We start from the raw sequence: 21,162 nt of genomic DNA, 5'->3' as shown, positions 1-21,162 counted from the left end.
TTCTTGGTCTGGTACTCGGCTTCGGAGAAGGTAATCTGATCCATGGTGGCAACGAATCCTGTGCGGTTGACGATGGCCGTATTATCGCTGATTTTGAGACTTATTCAGAGTCTCCCTAGAAAAAAATTTTTGGTAAATTTCGCCGAATTGCTTTTTCAACGGATGCCTTAAAACTAAAATCGAGAGAACCCATACTGGTGGAAGCACACATATAATGTATATCAAGACCACGAAAGGAGATGTATCATCAAATGAAATGTACCAATCAAGTAAACTGACTGCACTCCAGCAAATAATTGCAACAAGAGCACTACTGCTCATTCCAACGCAATATTTTAGAAAGCCCACTCCAACTTTATTTTTCATAAACCAGGACGATACTAGGAAGTCAGTAAAACCAGAAAACACGAATGCATATGCAACCCCCGGCATTCCTAACTGTATATACGCAATTGATGTACTCACTAGAAACACTGTAAAAACTAATACTTCTTTCACTAACATAGAACTCTCTTTACCCACTGCGATCATTGCATTGGGCGCCATAACATGAGCAGAACGTAGGATTGCCCAGAAGGCGACCACAGTAGCAATGGGTGCAGCCTGATCCCACTGATCTCCAAACATCAGTCGAATAGCGGGAAGACTCGCAACACTGGCTACTGCAAGAACGGGCCACACTATACCGGCAATCAACTCTGAGGCGAGATGATAGGCTGCTACCACATCCTCACCTTTGTTCCTTATCTCTGAAAAATAAGGCAGCGCGACGGGAGATATACCGGAGAGCAGCAGAGTTGAGATGAACATAGTAAAACCGAGTCCGCGGGAAAAAAGGCCTACCTGCGTCGGGCTACCTAACTTACCAATCAACATGTCAGGAAATGTCTGCTGTGAGTTACGCACTATGTGGCTCACCGATGTAAACACACCCAACTTAGCAATCTCTTTGATTCCGGTAAATTTCGGCATATAGACTTTTATTTCACGAGTAAAGTACAGGCTTAGCACGAACTTCACGAATATTGAGGTGGCTTGGCCAATGGCCAATGAGTAAAAGCTGTGCCCATTCTTGACGAGAACCACCACCACACCGAAATGAATCACGGATGATGTTAAATTAATAGTAAAGATTTCCCGGAAACGATAGTCTCTTGCTAACAAAGCATCAGGTATGCTGATATAAGGTGCTAACAGAAAAGAGAAAGCGAGGATAAGAAAAACAAAAGTCAGTCCTTCTATCCGAAAAAAGCCTGCCAATGAGGATGACGCCGTAGCGAGCGCTATGCCCAAGCTCCACGAAATTAATATCGTAAGGCCATAGGCTGACCGAATTTTCTCACTGGTTATTTCAGCCTGTCGAACGAGGTAGGTATTCGCTCCAAGCATTCGGAACTCTGCCATGATCACGACCACCGAACTTGCAATAGCAAAGGTGCCGATTTCTTCCGGCGAAAGTAATCGGGCCATGACCATGGAACTTATCAAGCCAATGACCATTAGAAGGTATCGTCCTAGAGACGAATATAGAATAGCCTGTTTTACACTGGGCAATTGGACACACCTGAGAGAATTAGTAAAGTTGGCACTTCGATAAAATAGTGAAGTAACCTGAACATCAGTGCGTTTTTTTGAACTTTCGAAGCATGCGGTTACCTTGGCTTCCAAGCAAACTTCTAAGTAATCGCACTGGGGTGTCCTCGTAGAATGGGGAGATTACCATCACTCGCAGAAAGTTCCGAATCGCTTCTCCGAACTGCTCCTGCGAAAAATAATACACACCTAATCGGTAGAAAAGATCGGCTTCTGCCATTTTGGAATACCGTGCGACCAAATTGTCCGGCGACTTTTTATCACAGTGTTTTTCCATAATCTGCAACTTCGCATGTTGCATTAACGCCACATCCTTCGACATATTATTTTGATGCAGCCGATACTTGACTACCGGCTTGTCAACCAGCCGAGCTTGGTACTCTTTGCAGATTCTAAGCCAGAGATCCCAATTTTCTGCGGCGCTGAATTCGGGATCAAACACTCCGACCTTCTCCAGTGCCTCCCGTAGAACCACAACGGATCCCCCCGTCATTCTGTTTTTGACCAATAACTGTGGGTAGATTTCGCCCTGAATAGCGGCATCACAGGGGTCAAAGCCCGTGGTATCCCCGTATTCATTGATCAGTTCGACGCCTCCATAGACGAGCCCAACCCCTTCACTAAATAGAGGTATTTGCCACTCGAGTTTATTCTCGATCCAGAGATCGTCGCTGTCGAGAAACGCGATATATTTTCCACGAGCCCTCTTAATGCCATTGTTTCTAGCGATGATCTGCCCCTGATTTGGCTGGTCAATCACGCGAATCCGATCTGGAAACCTACTCTCATATTCCCTGAGGACAGCCAGTGAATTGTCGGTAGATCCATCATTTATCAAGACAATTTCAACAGATTTATAAGATTGAAGAAGAATACTTTCTATAGTCTCCGCCACAAGGTGGGCGCGATTATAGACTGGCACGATAACAGACACTAATCCCTTCATGACTTATAGACTTCCTTAACTACGTGTTTTGAGGCTCGTATCATCTGATTGGTGTGTATCGCGAAATAAATATATATTGGCTGCTATTGCAATGAATAAAATCAACCAATAAAGCACTTCTGACCTGGCTCTATCGATGAAACTGCCCGCCACCAGAAAACTTATTAACGCCCCCTCCAGTGCTAACACCTTGAAGTAAGCGTTATATTTCTCCATATCCAAGAGATGCTGTTTTGTACGTTTAGACAACTTCAATGTTGAAACTAGAAGTGCGATTAATAAGAAAAGCCCAAGCCAGCCAAGCTCCGACAACATCTGAAACCAGGTTGAATGCACGGCTTTACCTATTTTTCGCCCCTCAAAATAGTGCTCGGGAAGATAACTGGGGCTCAACTCGGTGTAGCCCTGGATACCAACTCCCAGCGGATAATCTCGGACCACATCGAATGTTGCCATCCAAAAATCTATCCGATGAGAACCGCTTTTCCCGCCATCGTCAACTTCCTGAATCGTTTGCATTCGAGCCCAAAAAAGCTCATCTGCCACATATATCGTGCCGCCAAGTGCCACTAAGATTATAAATATGGCAGTTCCACGCTGGCCTTTTCTTTGATATTTCGAAAAAATCATAAAGAAAAGAAAAAATAAGCCACCAACCAAGGCTCCCAGGAATGCGCCCCGACTGTTAATAAGCACGATGCCATTGGCGATAAGGGCACCACATACAAGCGCAAAAAACCTGATCCTTTTATTCCCTAACCAAGCCAGATATATAAGCATTATCAATGCCGGTACCATCGCAGCAGCGGTCATGTTGCCATCACCACCAGTGTCAACCATACCGATACCTTCTACCCTGCCCTGACCATCTCGACCCACCTCTCGAGCCATGTAACCTATATACGTAGCTCCGACGATATAAGCCCAAAGGCATGCATCAAGTGCTTTTTCTGTATGCACTAGCTTATATGCAATCATCACGATTAAAACAAGCTTTGCAAAATCAATTGCAAAGCGTTTATGTACTTCAGGTACAACAGCAAACATCAGAGAAATAAAATAAAGTGCGACTAACGCTAGCATCCACTTGAAAACAGGTTGTTCTTTCCAAGGAGCAATCAAGGACAAACTACTATAGCGGGAAAGAAGCACCATAAACATCACAATTACTGTAATAAATGAATACCTGATTCCGGGAATGCTTGCAGACCACCAACGAATATCCGGATTCAAGAAATAGACAAGCTGGTAGACAAGAAAAGATGCTACAGGTGTAAAAAGCAAAGCACTAAGAATGCCGCCAAAAAAAACCATTAAAAATAACAAAGCAAACTTGGACATCAGTCTTCCTGAGGCTTTTCTTAGAAATAAATAAACATATTACGTAAGGCCAAAAGATTTTTTGACATCTTTTCCCACGAACTTGTACCTTAAAATCAGCTTAGCAAGCTTTTTAAATTGATTGTAATATGTTTTACGAAAAGCATCATTGCTTATATTTTCGCCATTATCACGCACATACATTATTACCCTTTCCTCAGGGATGCTTATTGACCAGCCTCCCTCATGCAATCGCTTCCTCATGTGAACATGAGAAATATTTCCAAACGGCGTATCCCTATAGCTTTTTTCATTAACCTGGCTTGGCAAATCGAAAACTCTATCTGAAATTATTGAGCTGGATCCACAATATGCACTAAATTCATTCTCTTCATGAAAGATGCCAGTGTTTTTAAAGTAAAAATAGCCTTTTTCTAATATAATCGCATCAAATTGCTCATGTTTCTTAAGCACCTCAACAAAGTTATTTCTGACCAGGTCGTCTGCATCAAGAGAAAACCAATGAGTAATCGACGGGTATTTTTGCTTAAGGTGCATAATACCCCGAAGAATTTTGGTACAGCGATCAAACTCATACTTCAACTGATTTTCCGGTTCATCTGGCCCCGCCTTTGGAGGCTCAAAATCACTATAAGGCAAAAACTCGCATTTACTATCCTGATAAGACTGCTCTGCGAAAAATGCGGGGCAGTCATGCCCAACAACAACGGCATGGAAAGCATCAGAGTTTTGTGCCAGCACACTATCTACTGTCGCCTTCAAGTTTTCGCTCGTCACTGACCAATCTTTTGCAACAGCTTTAGCTTTGAGCGGCATGACAATGCCTAATTCCATGATTCATCCTCCTGGATTATTCGCACAAATTTCCCTGCATTTTTCAATTGCATATAGATCTGTAGATAGTGGCATATTGGTCAGCCATAATTTCGCTAGAGAATCTATTCCTGAACGCTGAGGTTGCAGCTTTTGACTTCTCTTTTCGAGAATCCTCATCGGTTGTTAAAAGCAAGATAGCTTGGTGGAAAGATGCTGCATCATCACTTGGCACTAAAACGCCGGAACCTCCATCCTCCAGAATCTCCGGGTTACCACCAACATTGGTCGCGACAGTCGGTATGCCAAGGCTCATCGCTTCGAGCAGCGTCATTGAAGTGCCTTCCGTGAACGAGGAGAGCAGGAATATATTCATCATTGCCAAATGATGGACAGGCGCATTAACAAAACCCGTAAAGCTCGTTCTGTGAGCAATCCCGAGCTTTTCGGCCATATTTTCCAACATCGGTCTACTCGGCCCATCGCCGACTATCAACAACCAACTATCCGGGCGCTCCTCAAGGAGCATTTTAAAGGTGCGCAACATCATAGCTTGATTCTTGACTGGGTCGAGCCTGGAAACCGTCCCTACCACATACGCCCCGTTTGGAATACCTAGTTCTTTCCGCAACTTTCTCACCGCTTCCTCGTCTGAGACCAGCGGTGATATCCCATTGTAGATAATCCTGACTTTGTATTTTGGAATAAATTCATAGCGGGCCAAGGCATCTCGGGTTGCCGATGAAATAGCTACAATGGCGGGTGTTAATAAAGCGAACACAGGGTTTATAAGTGCTGCTTTGTAGCGGTACCTGTCCGGATAAAAACGTCCATGCTCCGTAAAGACTACTTTGCCACTTGTTCCTAAGGCTCCCAACCACCCATACACCCAAGGCGTATACTGGTGACAGTGCACCACATCAAAGCACCCCTCCCTCACGCGCTTTCGGATTGCTGCAATCAGCGACCAGTCAAACCCCTGCTTTCGCGCTATCGCATGAACAAGTATACCGGACTGCTGAAGCGCTTCTCCAATAGGGCCTATGTGCCCATCAATACAGAGAATTTCAGATTCGATGCCTTCGGATCTCATGCCTTCAACAAGTTGCCGGATAACCTGCTCTGTGCCGCCGATCCCCATGTTGAAGGTGAGGTGCAGAACCCGCAGTAGCGCTTGGGATGGCTGTATTGCCTTGTTGCGTTTTTCCATCGTCATGCACTCACCTGATACTGCTGCCACCAGAGTTCAAAGGCCAGTAGCGACCATAGCTCCTGTGTGAACTGGTCGTCCCCTGCCAGGTGTTTTTGCCATAGCTTGCGGATGCCTGCAGGTTCAAAGAAGTTGGCCACGCCGCTATTTGAAGCCAGCAAAAGCTGCTCAACGGTAGGCTTCAATTCATGGCGCAACCAGTGCGCCAAGGGCACGGAGAAGCCCATCTTCTTTCGGTACAGAACATCTTCTGGGAGCAGGCGTTCAAACGCTTTTTTCAGAATGTACTTTTTTTCTTTGCCGTGGAGTTTAAGGGCCGCTGGTATCTGCGCAGCGTATTCCACCACTCGATAATCAAGAAGCGGGGCCCTGGTTTCCAGTGAATTTGCCATGCTCATGCGGTCTACCTTTACCAGAATATCCCCGGGAAGGTAGGTTTTTATATCTGTATAGAGAATGCTGGAAAGATGATCCTCCGTGTCTGCATTCTTGTAATGGGCTCGGGTAATGTCCGCAGGATCGTACTCCTGGGTTTCCCGTTTCAGCTCCCCGGTCACGAGATCGTTCCACACATCTCTGCGAAAGAAGCTGTTGGTGATAAAAAAGGCTTCATCCGGCTCCAGAGCGAGAGTTCCCAACAGTGATTTGGCTTTGCGTGTAGGGCCGGAGTTGACCATTCCTGCCAGGTGGGCAAGGCTGGGGAACAGGTTGTGGCGAATTCCTGCTGGGAACAGGCCCCGTAACCGGTTTTCAACGTGATCTGTGTAGTATTTGCTATAGCCTGCAAAATTCTCATCCCCACCGTCGCCCGCCAGTGCCACGGTGACTTTCTGGCGGGCCAGTTGTGATACGAAATAGGTGGGCACAAAAGATGGATCTGCAAAGGGCTCATCGAAAAAGCGAGCAATGCTGCCGAGGCTGTCTGCGACATTATCCTTCACGGTAAATTCGTGATGATCAGTTTTGAATTGCTCGGCCACTTTCTTGGCCCAGTGCACTTCATCAAACCGCTTGGAATCAAACCCGATGGCGCAGGTTGTGACTGGCTGGCTGGTATGGCCGGCCATCAACCCCACTACCGCGCTCGAATCGATACCGCCACTCAAGAATGCGCCAAGGGGTACATCGCTTACCATGCGCAGGCGAACGGCATCGTCAATCAGGTTGTAGAGGCCGTCTTGCAGTTCATCCAGGTTCGCACTTAAAGGAGAGTTGAATGACACATCCCAATACTGTTGCTGGTGTGTGTGGGAGCCGTCCGTCTCTAACCAATAGCCTGGTGCCAGTTTGTGGACGTTTTTGTAGATGGTTTTCGGGTCGGGCACATACTGGTAGGCAAAAAAGTCTTTGATTGCATCGTGCCGTAACTCGGTTTTAACGAAGGGAGCGGGTGTGAGAGCCTTCAGCTCTGACGCAAATGCGAACTGCCCATTGGCCTCGTAGAAATACAGCGGCTTTTTACCAAGGCGATCCCGTGCCAGGAACAGTTTTCGGGCGGTGCGATCCCAAATGGCCAGTGCGAACATGCCATTCAGTAGGTGGAGGCACTGGGGGCCATGTATCTCGTAAAGCGCAAGTAGAACTTCCGTGTCTGTGCGCGTTCGGAAGCTATGGCCTTGGCTTAAAAGGTCGTCACGCAGCTCCTGAAAGTTGTAGATTTCGCCATTATAGGCAATTACATAGCGCTCGGATGCGGACACCATAGGCTGGATGCCGGCGTCGCTCAGGTCAAGGATGCTCAGCCTTCGATGTACCAGACCTACCGAGTCATCAAGCCAAGTTGAACCTGCATCCGGGCCACGGTGGAGAATGGCCTGCCCCATGTTCTCGAGCCAGCCCTGATGGGCTTCTCTACCCGGTGTTGAGGCAGTGCGAAGGAAGCCCGCCAATCCACACATTAACCCACCTCTCGCTTTGCCAGGGATTGTACATAGGGTTCTGTGGTGGAGACAGGTTTGGCTTTACCGGTCAGCTCCCGGAACAAGTCTTCATATTCATCGGCCATGCGGGCGGCAGAGTAGCGTGCATGCACCATCTCCCGGGCATTTTGGCTAAGCGTGGTCGCCAGTTCGGGGTCTTCCAAAACTTGCTTACAACAGGCCGCCAGTGCAGCCTTGTCACTAAAGGGTGCTAGTAAGCCTGTTTTGCCATGCTCTACTAGCTGATCGACACCGGGAATATCATAAGCCACCACAGGAATACCTACGGCCATGGCTTCCATCATGCACCGGGGAATGCCCTCCAGTGACGAGGTCATAACGAACAAACTGAATTTGGACAGCAGTTCCAGGCGATCACTTCGAAAACCCAAAAACTCTATGGCGTTAACACTTTTCAGTTGTGCCGCCTGTTGTTCCAACTCCACTCTTTGGCTGCCATCACCCAGCAATTGCAAACGGAGGTCTGGCTGCGCTTGGTAGATCTGGTCAAAAACCTCTATAAGATCCGGTATTCCCTTTCGGGGAATCATCTGGCCGATAAAGCCGATGATTGGGGAATCTTCATCAGAGGCATTTACCTGAGGCAGATTTGCCAAAGCTGCATCAATTTCTGTGAGGTCCACACCATTGCGGATGAACGATGTTCTGGCTTCGGGCACTTTGAATCGCTTCATGTCGTCCATCAGTTCCTCCGACAGCGGAACAACACGGTCGAAGTAACGAAGCATGTAAGTGCCAATACGAATAAACGTGGCGAGTTTGAAACCCACCTTGCCGGAGAATCCGTGCGGTGTGCTCACACAGGCAATACCCGTTCGCTTGGCGGCCAGGAGGCCTAATATGTCCGATTTGTATCCATGGGTATGAATGACATCAATCTTGTTGTTGCGGATAACATCACACAACTGGCTAACCACTCGAAAATCGAACCGCCCGCTCATGTCCAGGTAATAAACCTGCTGGCCATCATCGCGAGGATAGTATTCGGCCACCGAAAGATCTTGATCCGGAGATTCCCGGGTGACTGCAAGATCGCAGATAACGTCATCTCGGTTGATGTTGTTGGCCAGCGCCAGAACCCAACGCTCTGCCCCATAAAAACCGGCCGGGGTAATGAATTGAAGTACACGTAGCTTACTCACTGGCATGTCACTCTGAACGCTCCCTGTTTCTGTGTTTCTGGCACTATTCCACGTTACCTGAGTCCGCCCCTGCAGCGCCTTCACAATACCTCGCACCGCATAGCCGTTCACCATCACAAAGTAATAAGGCGTGGCAATCCAGCTGGGCAATTGGTTGCGATTTTCAGATAGGTGCCCCACAAGCGTCAGTGCTAAGATCAACACTGTGCCTGCAGTGATAAGCTTGAACAGGCCAAAACCTGCGAAAGCCAGAATCACGCTACCTGAAACACCGACGAGCAGGAACAACGGGATCAACCACCTGAGCAACTTATGGGAAATCACTTCCCATGCGAATATTCCTGATTTCGCAGGGTTCATTACCTGCCCTACCCGCATCAGGCCACGAATACTACGGTTTACAATGCGTTCTTTGCGGGCCACTTCCCGATCGAAATCGCCGGCGGTTTCTTCGAAGCACTTTGCCTCTGCATCGAACACGCCCCGGTAGCCTTTGGCGATGATCTGCAGGGGGTTCACAAAGTCATTGATGTCCTGCTGCTGCAGCGGCTCCCACAGCTTGGTGCGAATGGCGTAGATAGCGCCATCGCCGCCCACGACGGAATGCAGGCGGGATTCCATGGCTTTGATGGCCAGTTCGTAGCGCCAGTAGAGGTTTTCATTTTGCGCACTGGCACCGGTACCTGCATCAGTGTAGAGGGCTGCGCCCACCACGTAACCCACATCCAGATCTGCGAAGTTGCGTACCAGTTTGCTGATGGCATCGGTGGCGTACATGGCGTTAGCATCGCTGAATACGGTGATGTCGGCTTTTACCTGTTCCATGGCCAGGTTGATGCCCATGGTTTTGCCTAACCGGCCTTCCTGGCGGATCAACAGGATTCGGTCGTCTTCAAACTCTTTTACGGCCTCATCTGTGCCGTCGTCTGAACCGTCTGATACCACAATGATCTGGAGCAGCTCTTGCGGGTAGTCCAGCTCCAGCGCGTTTTGCAGTTTCTCGCGGATTACGTCTGCTTCGTTGTAGCTGGAAATAATCAATGCCACTGAAGGTTTGTGCTCGCCCCGGCGGTGGGTGATCTCTGGCAGGCCACGGGTAAGCAGCCACAATATCACCGGGTACCCGAAATACACGTACACGGGTACGGCGAGGCAAAGCAGTGTTAACAACAGTACAAACGTCATAGGGTGATGTATCGTCTCAATTTTGGGCCAAGCCAGTTGGCAAATGGCAGTGGCAAGCGTCGCCAGATGTTTTCAATAAGAGGCCGGAGCCGGGAGGCTGTAGATATCCCATTAGCGCTTGCTGGTGCACTCTGCGGGATTGATTTGCCGCCAGGGTATTCTGTCCAGATCAATTCATAGGGCTGAGCGCCCCACTGTTTTTTAAAGCGATAGGTGCCTTCATCCAGTGTTGAACGGCCGAAGTCGAATCGGGTGTAACCTATGTCACACACGTGGCTCAGCAACGTCCAATACAGCAGCATGTTAGGCGCCAGCCGGTTGAATTCTGCCAGTGTGGAAGCCCAGGGGATGCAAGCTTCTTTTCCGCCCAGTAACACTATGCCTGCGCCAACAGGCTTTGCGTCCTGAAATACAATGCCAATCAGCATTGACTCACCATAAGCAGCCTTCAGTTCCTGAAACCATTGCAGGCTGTGTACCGGCGAACCTAACCTTTGCATATTCCGGGCGAACACTTCGTAAAACAGATCCACGGCGTTCGCTTCTGTGCACAACTCCGCTCTTAGCCCGTTCTTCTCTGCTTTGCGAATCTGGCTACGGAGTTTGGGCTTGTAGCTTTTGAACAGGGCTTCGCTGTTCTCTGGCAGACCACAGAGCATTCGTACTTTTGTGTTGCCGGGCAGCGCTGCATCGTTTTGGGTATCCAGTGCCATTCCGCCTTCACGGATTTCCAGGGTTTTGATGCGATTTGTTTGTGCCAGGGTTTGGGCTTCAGTAATCAGTCGCTGTCGTATCTCTGCGGTGTCTGCCAGCACTCCGCCTAAATCGCAGAATGGCAAAGAAACCAGGCTACTCGCACCAATGGGTGGTTTTACCTCCACCAGGGGCAGCACACCACAGAGCGTTTCATTATGGTGAACACTGATCAACCACCCCGTGTGGCCATAGGCGCTCTCTGCGGCTTGCAGCCAGGCGCTCTTATGGTAAGGCGTTGCTTGGGGGTGGTCTGCAACATAACGGTTGTATTCGTCTGCCGGGAATACGTTAAATCGGGAGGCCCGGGCTTGTAATTCAAGGTTCATTGCCGGCACTCGCCTCTTTAAGCCAACGGTTTCTTGCTCGCCTCGCCACGTCTTCAAGCTTCAGTTTGAAGCGGGGGCGCTGCAAGGCGATCTGAACCAGGTTGCGATGAAAATGCCCCAGGTTGGATTTGTACCGTTCATCCCCGCCCATGAAATCGTAATAATGAAAGCCGTGGTGGCGATAGTCTTCAATGCACAAACTATGGCCCAGTAAACCCGGCTTGAGGCGGTTGTCCGTTTCAACGGCCATGCCACCCAGATAGAAGTAGACGACCTGGTTGTGCAGCAGGTTATAAAAGCAGGCAATCTCTTCGTCGCCCGCCATCAGAGAAACCAGATCAACGCCCCCTTCCGGCCATTGCGCGCGGATCAGCTCCCGGTGAAAGCGAACAAAATCCGGGTTGGCGAACCCGCTCTGGTCGGGACCATCACCCCAACGCTTAAGGTGCCTTGGGCCTATGCGGTCAAATACTGCGAGCGCTTCCTCTGTGGAGTCCGGGCGCACCAGCTTTACTTCGCCGCGCTCACCGTAAAGCCGATGGGCGCGGTTGATCTGATGCCGGGTATTTCGTGAAAGCGTATCGAGATAATGACCACCGCTTCGGCGCAGGCCATCCAGATCCACGCCAAAACAGGGTGCTTCCCAGCGCAGATGTTTGTAGAGGCCGGTAATCTGCGCGTATCGGTCTGCCTCATCGGCATCTATGGCGCCCAGAATAAACTCGTCCCAGCCCGGCATTTCACGGCACAGGTGTCCCAGGCAGGCTTTGGCTACAGCATCTTCCTTGCCACACTCAGCCAGAAAGCCGTTGTATTCTATCCAGATCTGATCCAGCAATTTGTGGCCAGTTTGGTGCAGGCGCAGGCAGCGGGATTTGAGAACACCGTGTCGGCGCTCATCCGTTTCTACCACCAACCCCAGGCCAACCAGCCGATCCCCTTCCATTACACGAAGTACTAAGGCATCTGGTTTGTAAACATGCAGCCAATGCCCGAGCCATTGCCAGGAAAGAAACACCGTGGGTTGTGCACGGCGCTCCAGATCCAGCCAGTCGCTGCGTAAGGTGGCGCACGCGGCGGCTGGCTCGGTTGTCACAGTCAGCGATCCTGCTGTCATGGTGCTATATCCGTTACCTGCTTAATGCCCCGGGTTCGGGTGTTTTACCAGGAATGGCCCTATCGCAAGATAGTCCAGCGCACCTTGAATGAAGGCTCTCACACCGTCTTCCGGGGAGTTCACGATCGGTTCTTCGTGCATATTGAAACTGGTATTGATCAGGCTTGGAATGCCACTCAGCTTTTCGTATTCAACCAATATGTCGTAATAACCCGGGTTGGCTTCGCGCCGAATCAGCTGAGGCCTGGCGGTGCCATCGACATGCACGGCGGCCGGGCAGTTCTCTTTCATGAAGTCGGTACAGTCAAAGGTCACGGTCATGAATTCGGCAGCGTGTTCTGCGCCTTTGATGTTGTGGTAGCACTTCTCGCGAGCTTCGTAGAGGGTTACCGGGGCGAACGGCATGAACTCGGTGCGGCCAAGGCGCTTGTTCAGCCATTGGTTCACCTCTGGTTCCCGGGCATGGTAGAGAATGGAGCGGTTGCCCAGTGCCCTGGGACCGTATTCCATGCGGCCATCGAATCGAGCAACCACTTCGCCACTGTGAATCAGCGCAGCAACCTCGGCAGCCAGGTTCTCAGGGCGGCGGTACTGCAATTTTTCCGCCTTCAGTGCCTTTTCCAGTTCCGCTTCGGAATAGTCTGGCCCCATGTAGCTATTGGTAATGGAAGGTTTAACGCCCCCTGGCCAGCTGTGATAGAGGGCAGCCCCTGTGCCACAGCCACCGTCACCCATGTTTGGATAAACGAAGATGTGGTTCACTCCCTCGATTTCAAAAATACGCTGGTTCAGCTTTACGTTTGCGGTTACACCGCCAGACAGCACGATGGTGTCTATGCCGGTTTTTTCCGCCCAGTAACGGATGTAGTTCGTGGCAACTTTCTCCAGCACATACTGGTAAGCAGCCGCGACGTCGATTTTCGGGAACCTGGATGCCAGGTAACGGGAGAAAAACACGTTATTGGCTTCATAAATACGGAAATCGCCAGGCTTCTGTTCAATACGAGAGAGAAGTATTTCGCCCAGAATGTCCGGATCGCCATAGGAGGCTAAACCTACAATCTTGCCTTCATGACGGCTCGGTTTGAAACCCAGGCTGGAGGTAACGTGTTCGTAGAGTGTGCCGAGTGAATTAGGGTATGGCAGGCTGTGCAGCCGGTGGATCTTGCCATCCCGCCCTTCACTCACGGAACCCGCAAGCCCGGAGCCATAGCCATCCAGGGTCACACACAATGCCCGCTCATAACCGCTGCACAGAAAACTGTTGGCAGCATGGGAAAGGTGGTGGTCCATGCGCTTGACGGGCTTGCTCCAGCCCATCTCGGTCAAGCCTTGAGTGAGTTCATTTTCCCACTGCTGGAACGACTCGGTGGCGCCCTCACCCCAATGCCGGGAAGATTTCAGCGCCGCGTTATTAGACGCCAGCTTCTGTACACCAGCCATGTTGTAATAAGAGTTATGCAGAAACCCCTTTTCCATAATGGCATTGGGGTGCTGCAGGCCATGGATCGGCTGGTTGCGATCTGGCACCCGGCTTAGCGCTTCTTTAATCTGTGGGCCCAAATCCTTGGGCTGAAACGCTTTGATAAACGCCTTTTCGTCTTCCAGATTTTTTGTGAACAGCTTCTGCTCATTCTCCCAGGTGAGGAATGGATAGCACACCAGGTCGAAGTCGCTCATGGAGAGGCCGGTATAGGAAAGTGCTTTCTCAAGCGCCAGCCGTGGAAAACCGGATTGCTGCTTGGTTCTGGTGAAGCGCTCTTCACCGGCAGCGAAGAGAATATTGCCATCTTCAACGATCGAAACGGTTGAGTCCTTGTCTAGCGGGGATATCCCTAGCACCTTCATGCCTTACTCTCCATATACTTGCGAACGCGGTTGGGCGAAGACGCCTGGCCGCCTAATTCATTGAAAAAGAAATCGAAAAACTGTCGGAAACTGTCCAGAAACGCCCTTAACTGGGCTTCGTTCTGTACGTAGGTGGTGTTGCCGGGCACAACGCTTGGGCTATGGAAGCTCCAGGTAAATGTGCGCACACCCTGGTTATAGAGCGCCCTTGTGAGCTTGATGTGCTCTGCCGGCGTAAACCCTTCGGGCGAAAGCATCAGCCTGTCTACTGCCCCCAGCCGGGCCAAAATGCCCGGTGCCTTGAATTTGCGCAGGCGCTGCGCGGCTTCGTACAGTGGCACTGCAACCGGGCTTGCCCAACCGATAAACCCACCGGTACAGGGGATTTCAAGAATGGGCTTATCCGACCCGCCAAACCAGAATGGGTGGGCGTTATACCTGCGATAATCTGGCCCGCCGTCTGCCCTGGAATCCAAAGGTGGACAAACGGACATGTCAATAGTGAACCCCAGCTCCTGAAGTATCCCGGTGGTATTCGGCCCGAAGCCGTAACGACCCGCTTTGTAGGCAACCGGCGCCTGGCCGAAGTTCTGCTCAATGGTGTCGCGCAACACACTGAGCTTCTGCCGCTCCAGGCCTTCGGGCAAGTTGCCCGGGTACATGTTTGAGCGTGACAGCACTTCCTCTTGGGGCGGATTCACCCAGGGATGGAGATGGGCTCCGATTTCGCACTGGCCTTTCTCGGCAAACTGTTTAAGCAGGCCATAGCCCTGGGGCTGGCTGGCTACCGGGTAATCAATAACATAACAAGGGCAAATGCCATACTCGTTGAAGATGTTCTGGGCCCGATCTATGTGCGCCATGGCAGAAACCCGGTTTGCCTTGGCATCTGGCTCGGCGTTCCAGTCAAACTCCTCTTCGGTATCGATCACCACTATCAATTGCGGCGGTGTCTCCGGCGGAAGCCGTATTTCCTTTTTTTGTTCAAACATAGGTGTAATCAACGTTGCCCGCTCATTGCAAAACCACGACTCAGTACAAGGCGCAGCTCATACTGATCCTGATCGTCTCTGGTTCCCTTTGAGCGCAGATAGGATTGGTTGAACTGAACACCAAAACTCGTATATTCAGCAAGCTGTCGCGTCCAGCCCATGTTAATTCGGTGAATCTGATCAACAATAACGTCGGCGTCTTCATCTGCATCGCCTTGCCAGCTATACCCAACGTTCAGTCGCTGAAGCGACGTTAACTGATAGCCAAGATTAATACCGGCACGGTACTCATGGGTAGTGGTTCCGGAAACCTGTGATTCGAGGAGAGAGCCTGCGGCGTATACCCCAAGATTACAGGCATCACACACCTGTTGGGTGTTGTGGGTAATCGACAATGAATCGGTGACGACCAGATCTTGCAACCGAATGCTATCCGGCAGAAAAGAGAAATCAGGTGGCACATTCAGTGAGAGATCCGTGGCGCTGTCAGACATACTGCGGTCGTATTTCACCGCAGTACGCCAGTCGCTGGTAACCCAGCTGCGCTCTAAAAAACCGGTTACCGCTTCATAGTCACTGGTAATGCCGCTAGCATATTCAGTTTCAGCTTTGCTGCCCCCGGCTCCAATGCTGAAACTGCCACTTTCCAGCTGCAGGCTGTATACCAGCTGCGCGGAATCAATGGTGAGGTCGGTATTACTTTCGTCAGACCAGCTGCGACTGACGTTTAGGCTACCTGTTGAGCGCTCACTCAGCCGCCGTGAAAGCTCACTGCCAGCGGTGTAGGATTTCTGATCATTAAGGGTGCCTTCGCCAAAGCTACGACCGGCCTGGCCGAAAAACCGCAGGGTGGAGAGTTGGCCCGGATAAAAACGCAGCCCGGCACCTGCACTCAGGGTATTCCGGGTATCGTAACTGGAGGGGTTGACCACAAACCCGGTGTTGTCCCGCACGGAGCTGACCGTATGCCCAAGGTTGAAATCGAAGCGGCTGCCGGGATCAAAGTGGGTATAGCGGGAGGCACCGGTGATGGAACTGCGGTCCGTCTGATCGCCGTCGGCTGTGTCCCGGCGTGTTTCCAGGGTTCCTCCATATCGCAAGTCAAGGGCGTTGGCCCCGCTCTGCAGACTGCCACCCACCTGCCCGGAAAGCCCCACACTGGGCTCTGTGTTGGTATCGGTAGACGTACCCCGGTCGGTTCGGGTGTGTGTAACGCCGGTAAATACCGAGGCTGAACCGGAGAGCGTTTTAACATTGTCGCTCAGGCTCTGCGCACTTGCTGCAACAGGCCAAGCCACACAAATAGCACCCGCAAGACAGGCGCCAATAAAGTGGGTGCCAGCATTAGATGCGGTGAGGCTGTATTTAATTGTGCTCCCTGCTCGGTATTCCATGCCACTACTCCTGAAAAATCAGGCCGGAGAATTTATCAGACCCAAGCGCATCCACCGAATCTTCAATAATTTCACCGGTGACTTCGCCAAAAGGAACGCCGAAGACGATCTGATCTGCAAAGCGTTCGAGAATCCGCGCTTCGGTGTTCTCCCGGAAAGGCGGTGTATTCAGCACTATGCAGCGATCCGGATAGCGGGCCTTGAGTTCGGTCATCAGTTCTCGCATGCGCACGGCAGAAAATAGCTCGACTGCCGAGGATGCCTGAGTGCCTGCTGGAATCACTGTGAGGCGCTCAACACCGCTGGGGTAAAGGATGGATTTGATCGCTATGGACCGGTCGGCGACAAAATCCGTAACGCCGCTGCTCATCGGGCTGGAAACCAGGCCAATCAGTTCGTTGCTGTATGGATCACAATCCACAAGCAACGCGGAGGTTTGGGAATCCAGTGCGAATGCTGCCGCCAGGTTATAGGCCGTTAGCAGGCCGCCCGGGCCATTGCCAAGACTGCTGAACATCACAGTAAAACTTTTGCCCTCACCCGCGCGGTTGCGCAACTGGATTCGCAACTCCCGGTAGGCGTCCATGACTTCTTTATCAGCCATGCCGGAGAAAATGATCTTCCGCTCTCGTAACTGCTCACGGCTCCAGGGCCGCGGGTTGCCTATGAGCGCTAACGACACCGCTGAGTCGTATACCGTGGGTGGGTGTTCGTTATCGTTGGTTTCGACCTGAACCCAATTTGGTCTGTCTCTGTCGGAACCTGCGTAGGGGCGCTCTTTGCGAAAGTTGTCTTCGGCCTTGGCCTCACCGCGCTGTAGCTTGAGCTGGCGTTGTTCTTCCTGGCTTTTCAGAAGCGCATTGTAGAGTTTGTTTTCGTCCATCAATTGCTGCCCCCCCCTAGCCCGGTTAGTTCGCCAACTTTGTTAATCAATTGTTCCGGGGTAATGCCCATAACACTGAACACCAGAACGGCGAGATACGCTGCCATGAAAACCGCCAGCAGTACCAGAATCGACAGCACATCTTTACGCAACAAACGGTCTTTCCAGGTGCTTCGGTAGTGAGGAATACTTGTCAACACGGGGATAGATTCCGGCAAGGCAAGTTGCAACGCCCGCGGCGAACGAACGCGCTGATCAAACATCACCAGCATAACCAGTAAGCCCAGTACCATCGCACTGCCCAGGAATGGCCCTGCAAGACCTACCTGATACAACTGAAGGCCATCCCACTGGGTAGGATACGAAGCCGGCTCCTGGATTTTGTAGCTTACGCCCTCGCCCTGAACGTCCAGTGTCATGGAAAGCCGGGCTTTTTCCCGGCGCTGCAGCATGTCTTCGTATACACCGCGGGTAACGTCGTAGTCACGGGTTAACTCTGAAAGCTGCGCCTGGTTCTCTGCAACCCGCTGGGAACGTTCGAAGGATTCTTCAAGAAGCCGTTCCAGTGACGCCAAGCGGTTTTTTTGCACGGCCAGCCGTGTTGTCTTGTCGGACAGCTGGATTTTAAGATTTTCGTATACCGGGTTTTCCATGACCTCGGTAACGCCGCCATCCCGGTCTTCATCGGTCTGCGTGGAGACTCGTTTTTCGAGATCGGCAATCTGGTCCTGAACGCTCACCACATCCGGATGACGCTCATGGTAGCGCAACAGCAAGGAATCCAGTTCCAGGCGCATGGCGGCCAACCTGCGTTCTGCAGACGACTTGCCGGGGTCGATGGTGATGCGGCGAACCGGCTGTTCGTCGTTGAGCTGGTGACGGGTAAGCTGGACTTCGGATTCAGTTTGCTGGATTTCCAGTTTCAGGTTTTCGATATCCCTGCGCAGGCCTTCAATTCTGGCCAGCACGCTGCCCTCGGTGCCATCCTGATTGGCGGATTTAAACTCTTTCAAGCGCTGCTCAGCTTCTTCGAGCTGGCGTTGGTACGTTTTTACCTGGGAATCAATAAACTCGTACGCGCCCTGGCTCTCGGAGCGTTTTTTGCGCACCGTGCGTTCAACAAAGCGGTTCAATACGGCGCTCAGAACCTGAAAGGACTCGTCCGGGCTGCCACTGGTATAGCTGAGTTCCAGGAAATTCCGGTTTGATACCCGAATACCTACCTGCCTGCGTAGACTACTGATTTTCCCGTTACGAACAGCATCGGTTTCTCCGCCCCTGATCAGCCCGGTATCCAGAGCGATCTGTTCGAGAAATGAGCGGCTTTGCATCATTTCCCGGGCTTCGTTGATGCGATCCAGTTGAGTCATCTCAGCTTTGCCTCTTAGCAGAGGCTGGAGAATGTTGGACTGATCGGCGTAAAGAACCGCTCGAGATGTGTAGCTTTTCGGTGTTACATAGCCCAGTGTCAACACCCCTGCTGTCACGATCATAAAAATGATAACCGCTGCCAACCTGTGCCGGAAAAGCTCAAGCTTTACCGCACGAAGGGTATCGATAATGAACTGTATATCCATTAGAGCTCGCCTCGGAACAGCTGCTTACGGGGCACGCTGATAACGTCACCCGGCTGCAGCCCGTGATTGGTGCGCATATCGCCGTCTGTAAGAATGGCTTCCAGATCCAGCCCAAAGCTTTGATATTCGCCTTTGATTTGCCGGTGCAAAACAGCACGGCTATCGGCAGCAAAATCGGTAACGCCACCAGCCATGAGTACAACGTCCAGTACCGTCATGCCGGGCTGGAAGGCAACGGATTGCGGCGACGCAACCTGGCCGGTAATCCGGATACGGTTACGGAACTCTTTGCTGAGCGGGCTGGTAACCATTACGGTTACTTCCGGCGTGCGGATATACTCGCCCAGGGTGTCGCTGATTTCAGACGCCAGATCTTCTGGTTTTTTGCCTTCGGCCTTCACATCGCCCATCAGAGGCAAGGAGATGAAACCGTCCGGGCGAACCACGATGGACTGGCCTAATTCGGGGTTGCGCCATACGTGCACAGTGACGGTGTCCCCCAAGCCAATCTCATAAGGCTCTACTTCTAACTCGGATGCCGGCGGCATTTCGATGGAAGACGGCAAGCCTGAGCAGGCAGTGATCAGCAGACCCAGGATCGCTACCAAGCCCATCCGTATAAACGTGATACTCATCATAAAACCCCCTCCAATCCCTTATTGTTTTCCAGCTTTGGTTAACAGAACAATTATCGTACGCCTTTGCCCAGGAGGATCACTTCCACGGTTTGAATCATGATCAGGAAATCCATCAAAAGGCTGTGATTTTTAGAGTAATAAAGATCGTACTCCAGCTTGCCCCTGGCGTCTTCAACCGATGCACCATAGGGATATTTAAGCTGTGCCCAACCCATTAAGCCAGGTTTTACGTAGTGCCGGGTATCGTAAAACGGAATCTTTTCTTTCAACTCCGAGACAAACTCAGGCCTTTCCGGGCGCGGCCCGACGATGCTCATCTCGCCTTTGATCACATTATAGATCTGTGGCAGTTCATCCAGGCGGGTGTTGCGTATAAACGCGCCTACCCGGGTTACCCGGTTATCATTGGCTGAGGCCCAGCGAGCTTTGCCATCTTTTTCTGCATCCTGGCGCATACTACGAAACTTGTAGATGCGAAATTCCTTGCCCAGCATGCCTACACGGTTCTGGCTGTACAGGATGGGCCGCCCGGTTTCCAGAAACACAGCCAGTGCTGTGAGGATAATGAACGGAAGCATAACCGCCAGCAGCGTGAGACTGATCAGCAAATCCAGGGAACGCTTGGCGAAGGCTCGGGTTTTGGATGCTTTGAACCCTTCTGAAAAAACGATCCAGGAAGGGTGAACCAGGTCCAGCTTGGCTTTTTTCAGCTCACGCTCATAAAAATCTATGCCGTTGGTTATGGCTATACCACGAAGTTTGCACTCCATAAGATCGGGCACGGGCAACCACCCGCCCTCATTGCGGCGACGCTCCTGCTGGGCGACAACAATTTCGGAAATCCCATTCTGGCGGCAGAACTGGTAAAAATCGAAGGGTGTTGGTAGCACTTTATCAGCATCGACAGACACGTTTGGGTTGTCCGAGATGCAGCCAATGATTCGCACACCCAACGCCCGCATGTTGCGCTCATATTCATCAAGCAGGTTGGCCGCAAAATCGCCAGCACCGAAGATGACCACCCGCCGAACGAGCTGTTTCGAATCCACAACCCGCAGAAATACAAGCCGCATCACAATGACAACCAGAGAAGCACAAATAACCGCCCAGAACAGATTTGTACTTCCGGGGTTTGCGGAAGGAACCACCAGGTAGAGCAGTTTTAATCCAATGCCGCCGACAAAGCAGTAGGCAACCAGGGTACGGAAAAACAGTGCCGACAAACTCTCGGTAACCATGGCGAGATAGCCGCCCATGGCCAGTGTTCCACAACTAAGAATCAGAGCGAACAGGCTTGCTGACAAAACATTGGTATCAACGGAGGGGTAACCGACGCCTGCGAGTGAAAGCAACAGACTTAAGGAAGAAAAAATCCAGTAAAGTACGGCGAACTCCAGTGCTGCGAGCACCAGATAGGGAATATGCAGATAGTGTTTTCTAAACCGTATATACGTCACGCCG

Annotated in this window: 16 protein-coding genes; all 16 read right to left on the bottom strand. The window is 51.2% G+C overall.

What is annotated here, in order from left to right:
• Nucleotides 1–81 precede the first annotated feature (81 nt).
• Complete coding sequence (locus CDH47_RS10265) at nucleotides 82–1,554, bottom strand: oligosaccharide flippase family protein (RefSeq protein WP_275667849.1); 1,473 nt, start codon at nucleotides 1,552–1,554, stop codon at nucleotides 82–84.
• Between the two features lie 64 nt (nucleotides 1,555–1,618).
• The gene (locus tag CDH47_RS10260) at nucleotides 1,619–2,539 is read right to left on the bottom strand and encodes a glycosyltransferase family 2 protein (RefSeq protein ID WP_100639765.1); all 921 of its coding nucleotides are present in this window, start codon (nucleotides 2,537–2,539) and stop codon (nucleotides 1,619–1,621) included.
• Between the two features lie 15 nt (nucleotides 2,540–2,554).
• A complete protein-coding gene (locus tag CDH47_RS10255; protein ID WP_100639764.1) occupies nucleotides 2,555–3,880 on the bottom strand; it encodes an O-antigen ligase family protein in 1,326 nt (441 codons plus the stop codon).
• 39 nt (nucleotides 3,881–3,919) lie between these two features.
• Complete coding sequence (locus CDH47_RS10250; RefSeq protein WP_100639763.1) at nucleotides 3,920–4,714, bottom strand: glycosyltransferase family A protein; 795 nt, start codon at nucleotides 4,712–4,714, stop codon at nucleotides 3,920–3,922.
• A gap of 43 nt (nucleotides 4,715–4,757) precedes the next feature.
• Nucleotides 4,758–5,909 carry a glycosyltransferase gene (locus tag CDH47_RS10245; RefSeq protein ID WP_338038008.1) on the bottom strand — a complete coding sequence of 384 codons (1,152 nt, stop codon included), beginning with the start codon at nucleotides 5,907–5,909 and terminating at the stop codon, nucleotides 4,758–4,760.
• A complete protein-coding gene (asnB, locus tag CDH47_RS10240; RefSeq protein WP_100639762.1) occupies nucleotides 5,906–7,801 on the bottom strand; it encodes an asparagine synthase (glutamine-hydrolyzing) in 1,896 nt (631 codons plus the stop codon). Before asnB ends, CDH47_RS10245 begins: the two co-directional genes overlap by 4 nt.
• Complete coding sequence (locus CDH47_RS17700; protein ID WP_239985698.1) at nucleotides 7,801–10,170, bottom strand: glycosyltransferase; 2,370 nt, start codon at nucleotides 10,168–10,170, stop codon at nucleotides 7,801–7,803. The genes asnB and CDH47_RS17700 overlap by 1 nt, the downstream gene beginning before the upstream one ends.
• Nucleotides 10,167–11,252, bottom strand: coding sequence for a FemAB family XrtA/PEP-CTERM system-associated protein (locus tag CDH47_RS10225; RefSeq protein ID WP_100639761.1), 1,086 nt, complete (start codon nucleotides 11,250–11,252; stop codon nucleotides 10,167–10,169). Before CDH47_RS10225 ends, CDH47_RS17700 begins: the two co-directional genes overlap by 4 nt.
• The gene (locus tag CDH47_RS10220) at nucleotides 11,242–12,369 is read right to left on the bottom strand and encodes a GNAT family N-acetyltransferase (RefSeq protein ID WP_193601639.1); all 1,128 of its coding nucleotides are present in this window, start codon (nucleotides 12,367–12,369) and stop codon (nucleotides 11,242–11,244) included. The genes CDH47_RS10225 and CDH47_RS10220 overlap by 11 nt, the downstream gene beginning before the upstream one ends.
• Before the next feature lie 21 nt (nucleotides 12,370–12,390).
• Nucleotides 12,391–14,217, bottom strand: a complete 1,827-nt coding sequence (locus CDH47_RS10215) for a carbamoyltransferase family protein (protein WP_100639760.1) — start codon at nucleotides 14,215–14,217, stop codon at nucleotides 12,391–12,393.
• On the bottom strand, nucleotides 14,214–15,209 hold the full coding sequence (locus CDH47_RS10210; RefSeq protein WP_100639759.1) for a polysaccharide deacetylase family protein: 996 nt from the start codon (nucleotides 15,207–15,209) through the stop codon (nucleotides 14,214–14,216). Before CDH47_RS10210 ends, CDH47_RS10215 begins: the two co-directional genes overlap by 4 nt.
• Nucleotides 15,210–15,217: 8 nt before the next feature.
• Nucleotides 15,218–16,603: a hypothetical protein gene (locus CDH47_RS10205; RefSeq protein ID WP_100639758.1), complete on the bottom strand. Its 1,386-nt coding sequence runs from the start codon at nucleotides 16,601–16,603 to the stop codon at nucleotides 15,218–15,220.
• Between the two features lie 4 nt (nucleotides 16,604–16,607).
• Nucleotides 16,608–17,486, bottom strand: a complete 879-nt coding sequence (locus tag CDH47_RS10200; RefSeq protein ID WP_100639757.1) for a P-loop NTPase family protein — start codon at nucleotides 17,484–17,486, stop codon at nucleotides 16,608–16,610.
• Nucleotides 17,486–19,063: an XrtA system polysaccharide chain length determinant gene (locus CDH47_RS10195; RefSeq protein ID WP_100639756.1), complete on the bottom strand. Its 1,578-nt coding sequence runs from the start codon at nucleotides 19,061–19,063 to the stop codon at nucleotides 17,486–17,488. The genes CDH47_RS10200 and CDH47_RS10195 overlap by 1 nt, the downstream gene beginning before the upstream one ends.
• The gene (locus CDH47_RS10190; RefSeq protein ID WP_100639755.1) at nucleotides 19,063–19,701 is read right to left on the bottom strand and encodes an XrtA/PEP-CTERM system exopolysaccharide export protein; all 639 of its coding nucleotides are present in this window, start codon (nucleotides 19,699–19,701) and stop codon (nucleotides 19,063–19,065) included. The genes CDH47_RS10195 and CDH47_RS10190 overlap by 1 nt, the downstream gene beginning before the upstream one ends.
• Before the next feature lie 50 nt (nucleotides 19,702–19,751).
• A complete protein-coding gene (locus CDH47_RS10185; RefSeq protein WP_100639754.1) occupies nucleotides 19,752–21,158 on the bottom strand; it encodes a TIGR03013 family XrtA/PEP-CTERM system glycosyltransferase in 1,407 nt (468 codons plus the stop codon).
• Nucleotides 21,159–21,162: the final 4 nt, after the last annotated feature.

Source organism: Marinobacter salexigens (assembly GCF_002806945.1).
Lineage (GTDB): Bacteria > Pseudomonadota > Gammaproteobacteria > Pseudomonadales > Oleiphilaceae > Marinobacter > Marinobacter salexigens.
Note: the sequence above shows the minus strand (reverse complement) of the source record. Positions and strands in the feature narration are given on the sequence as shown.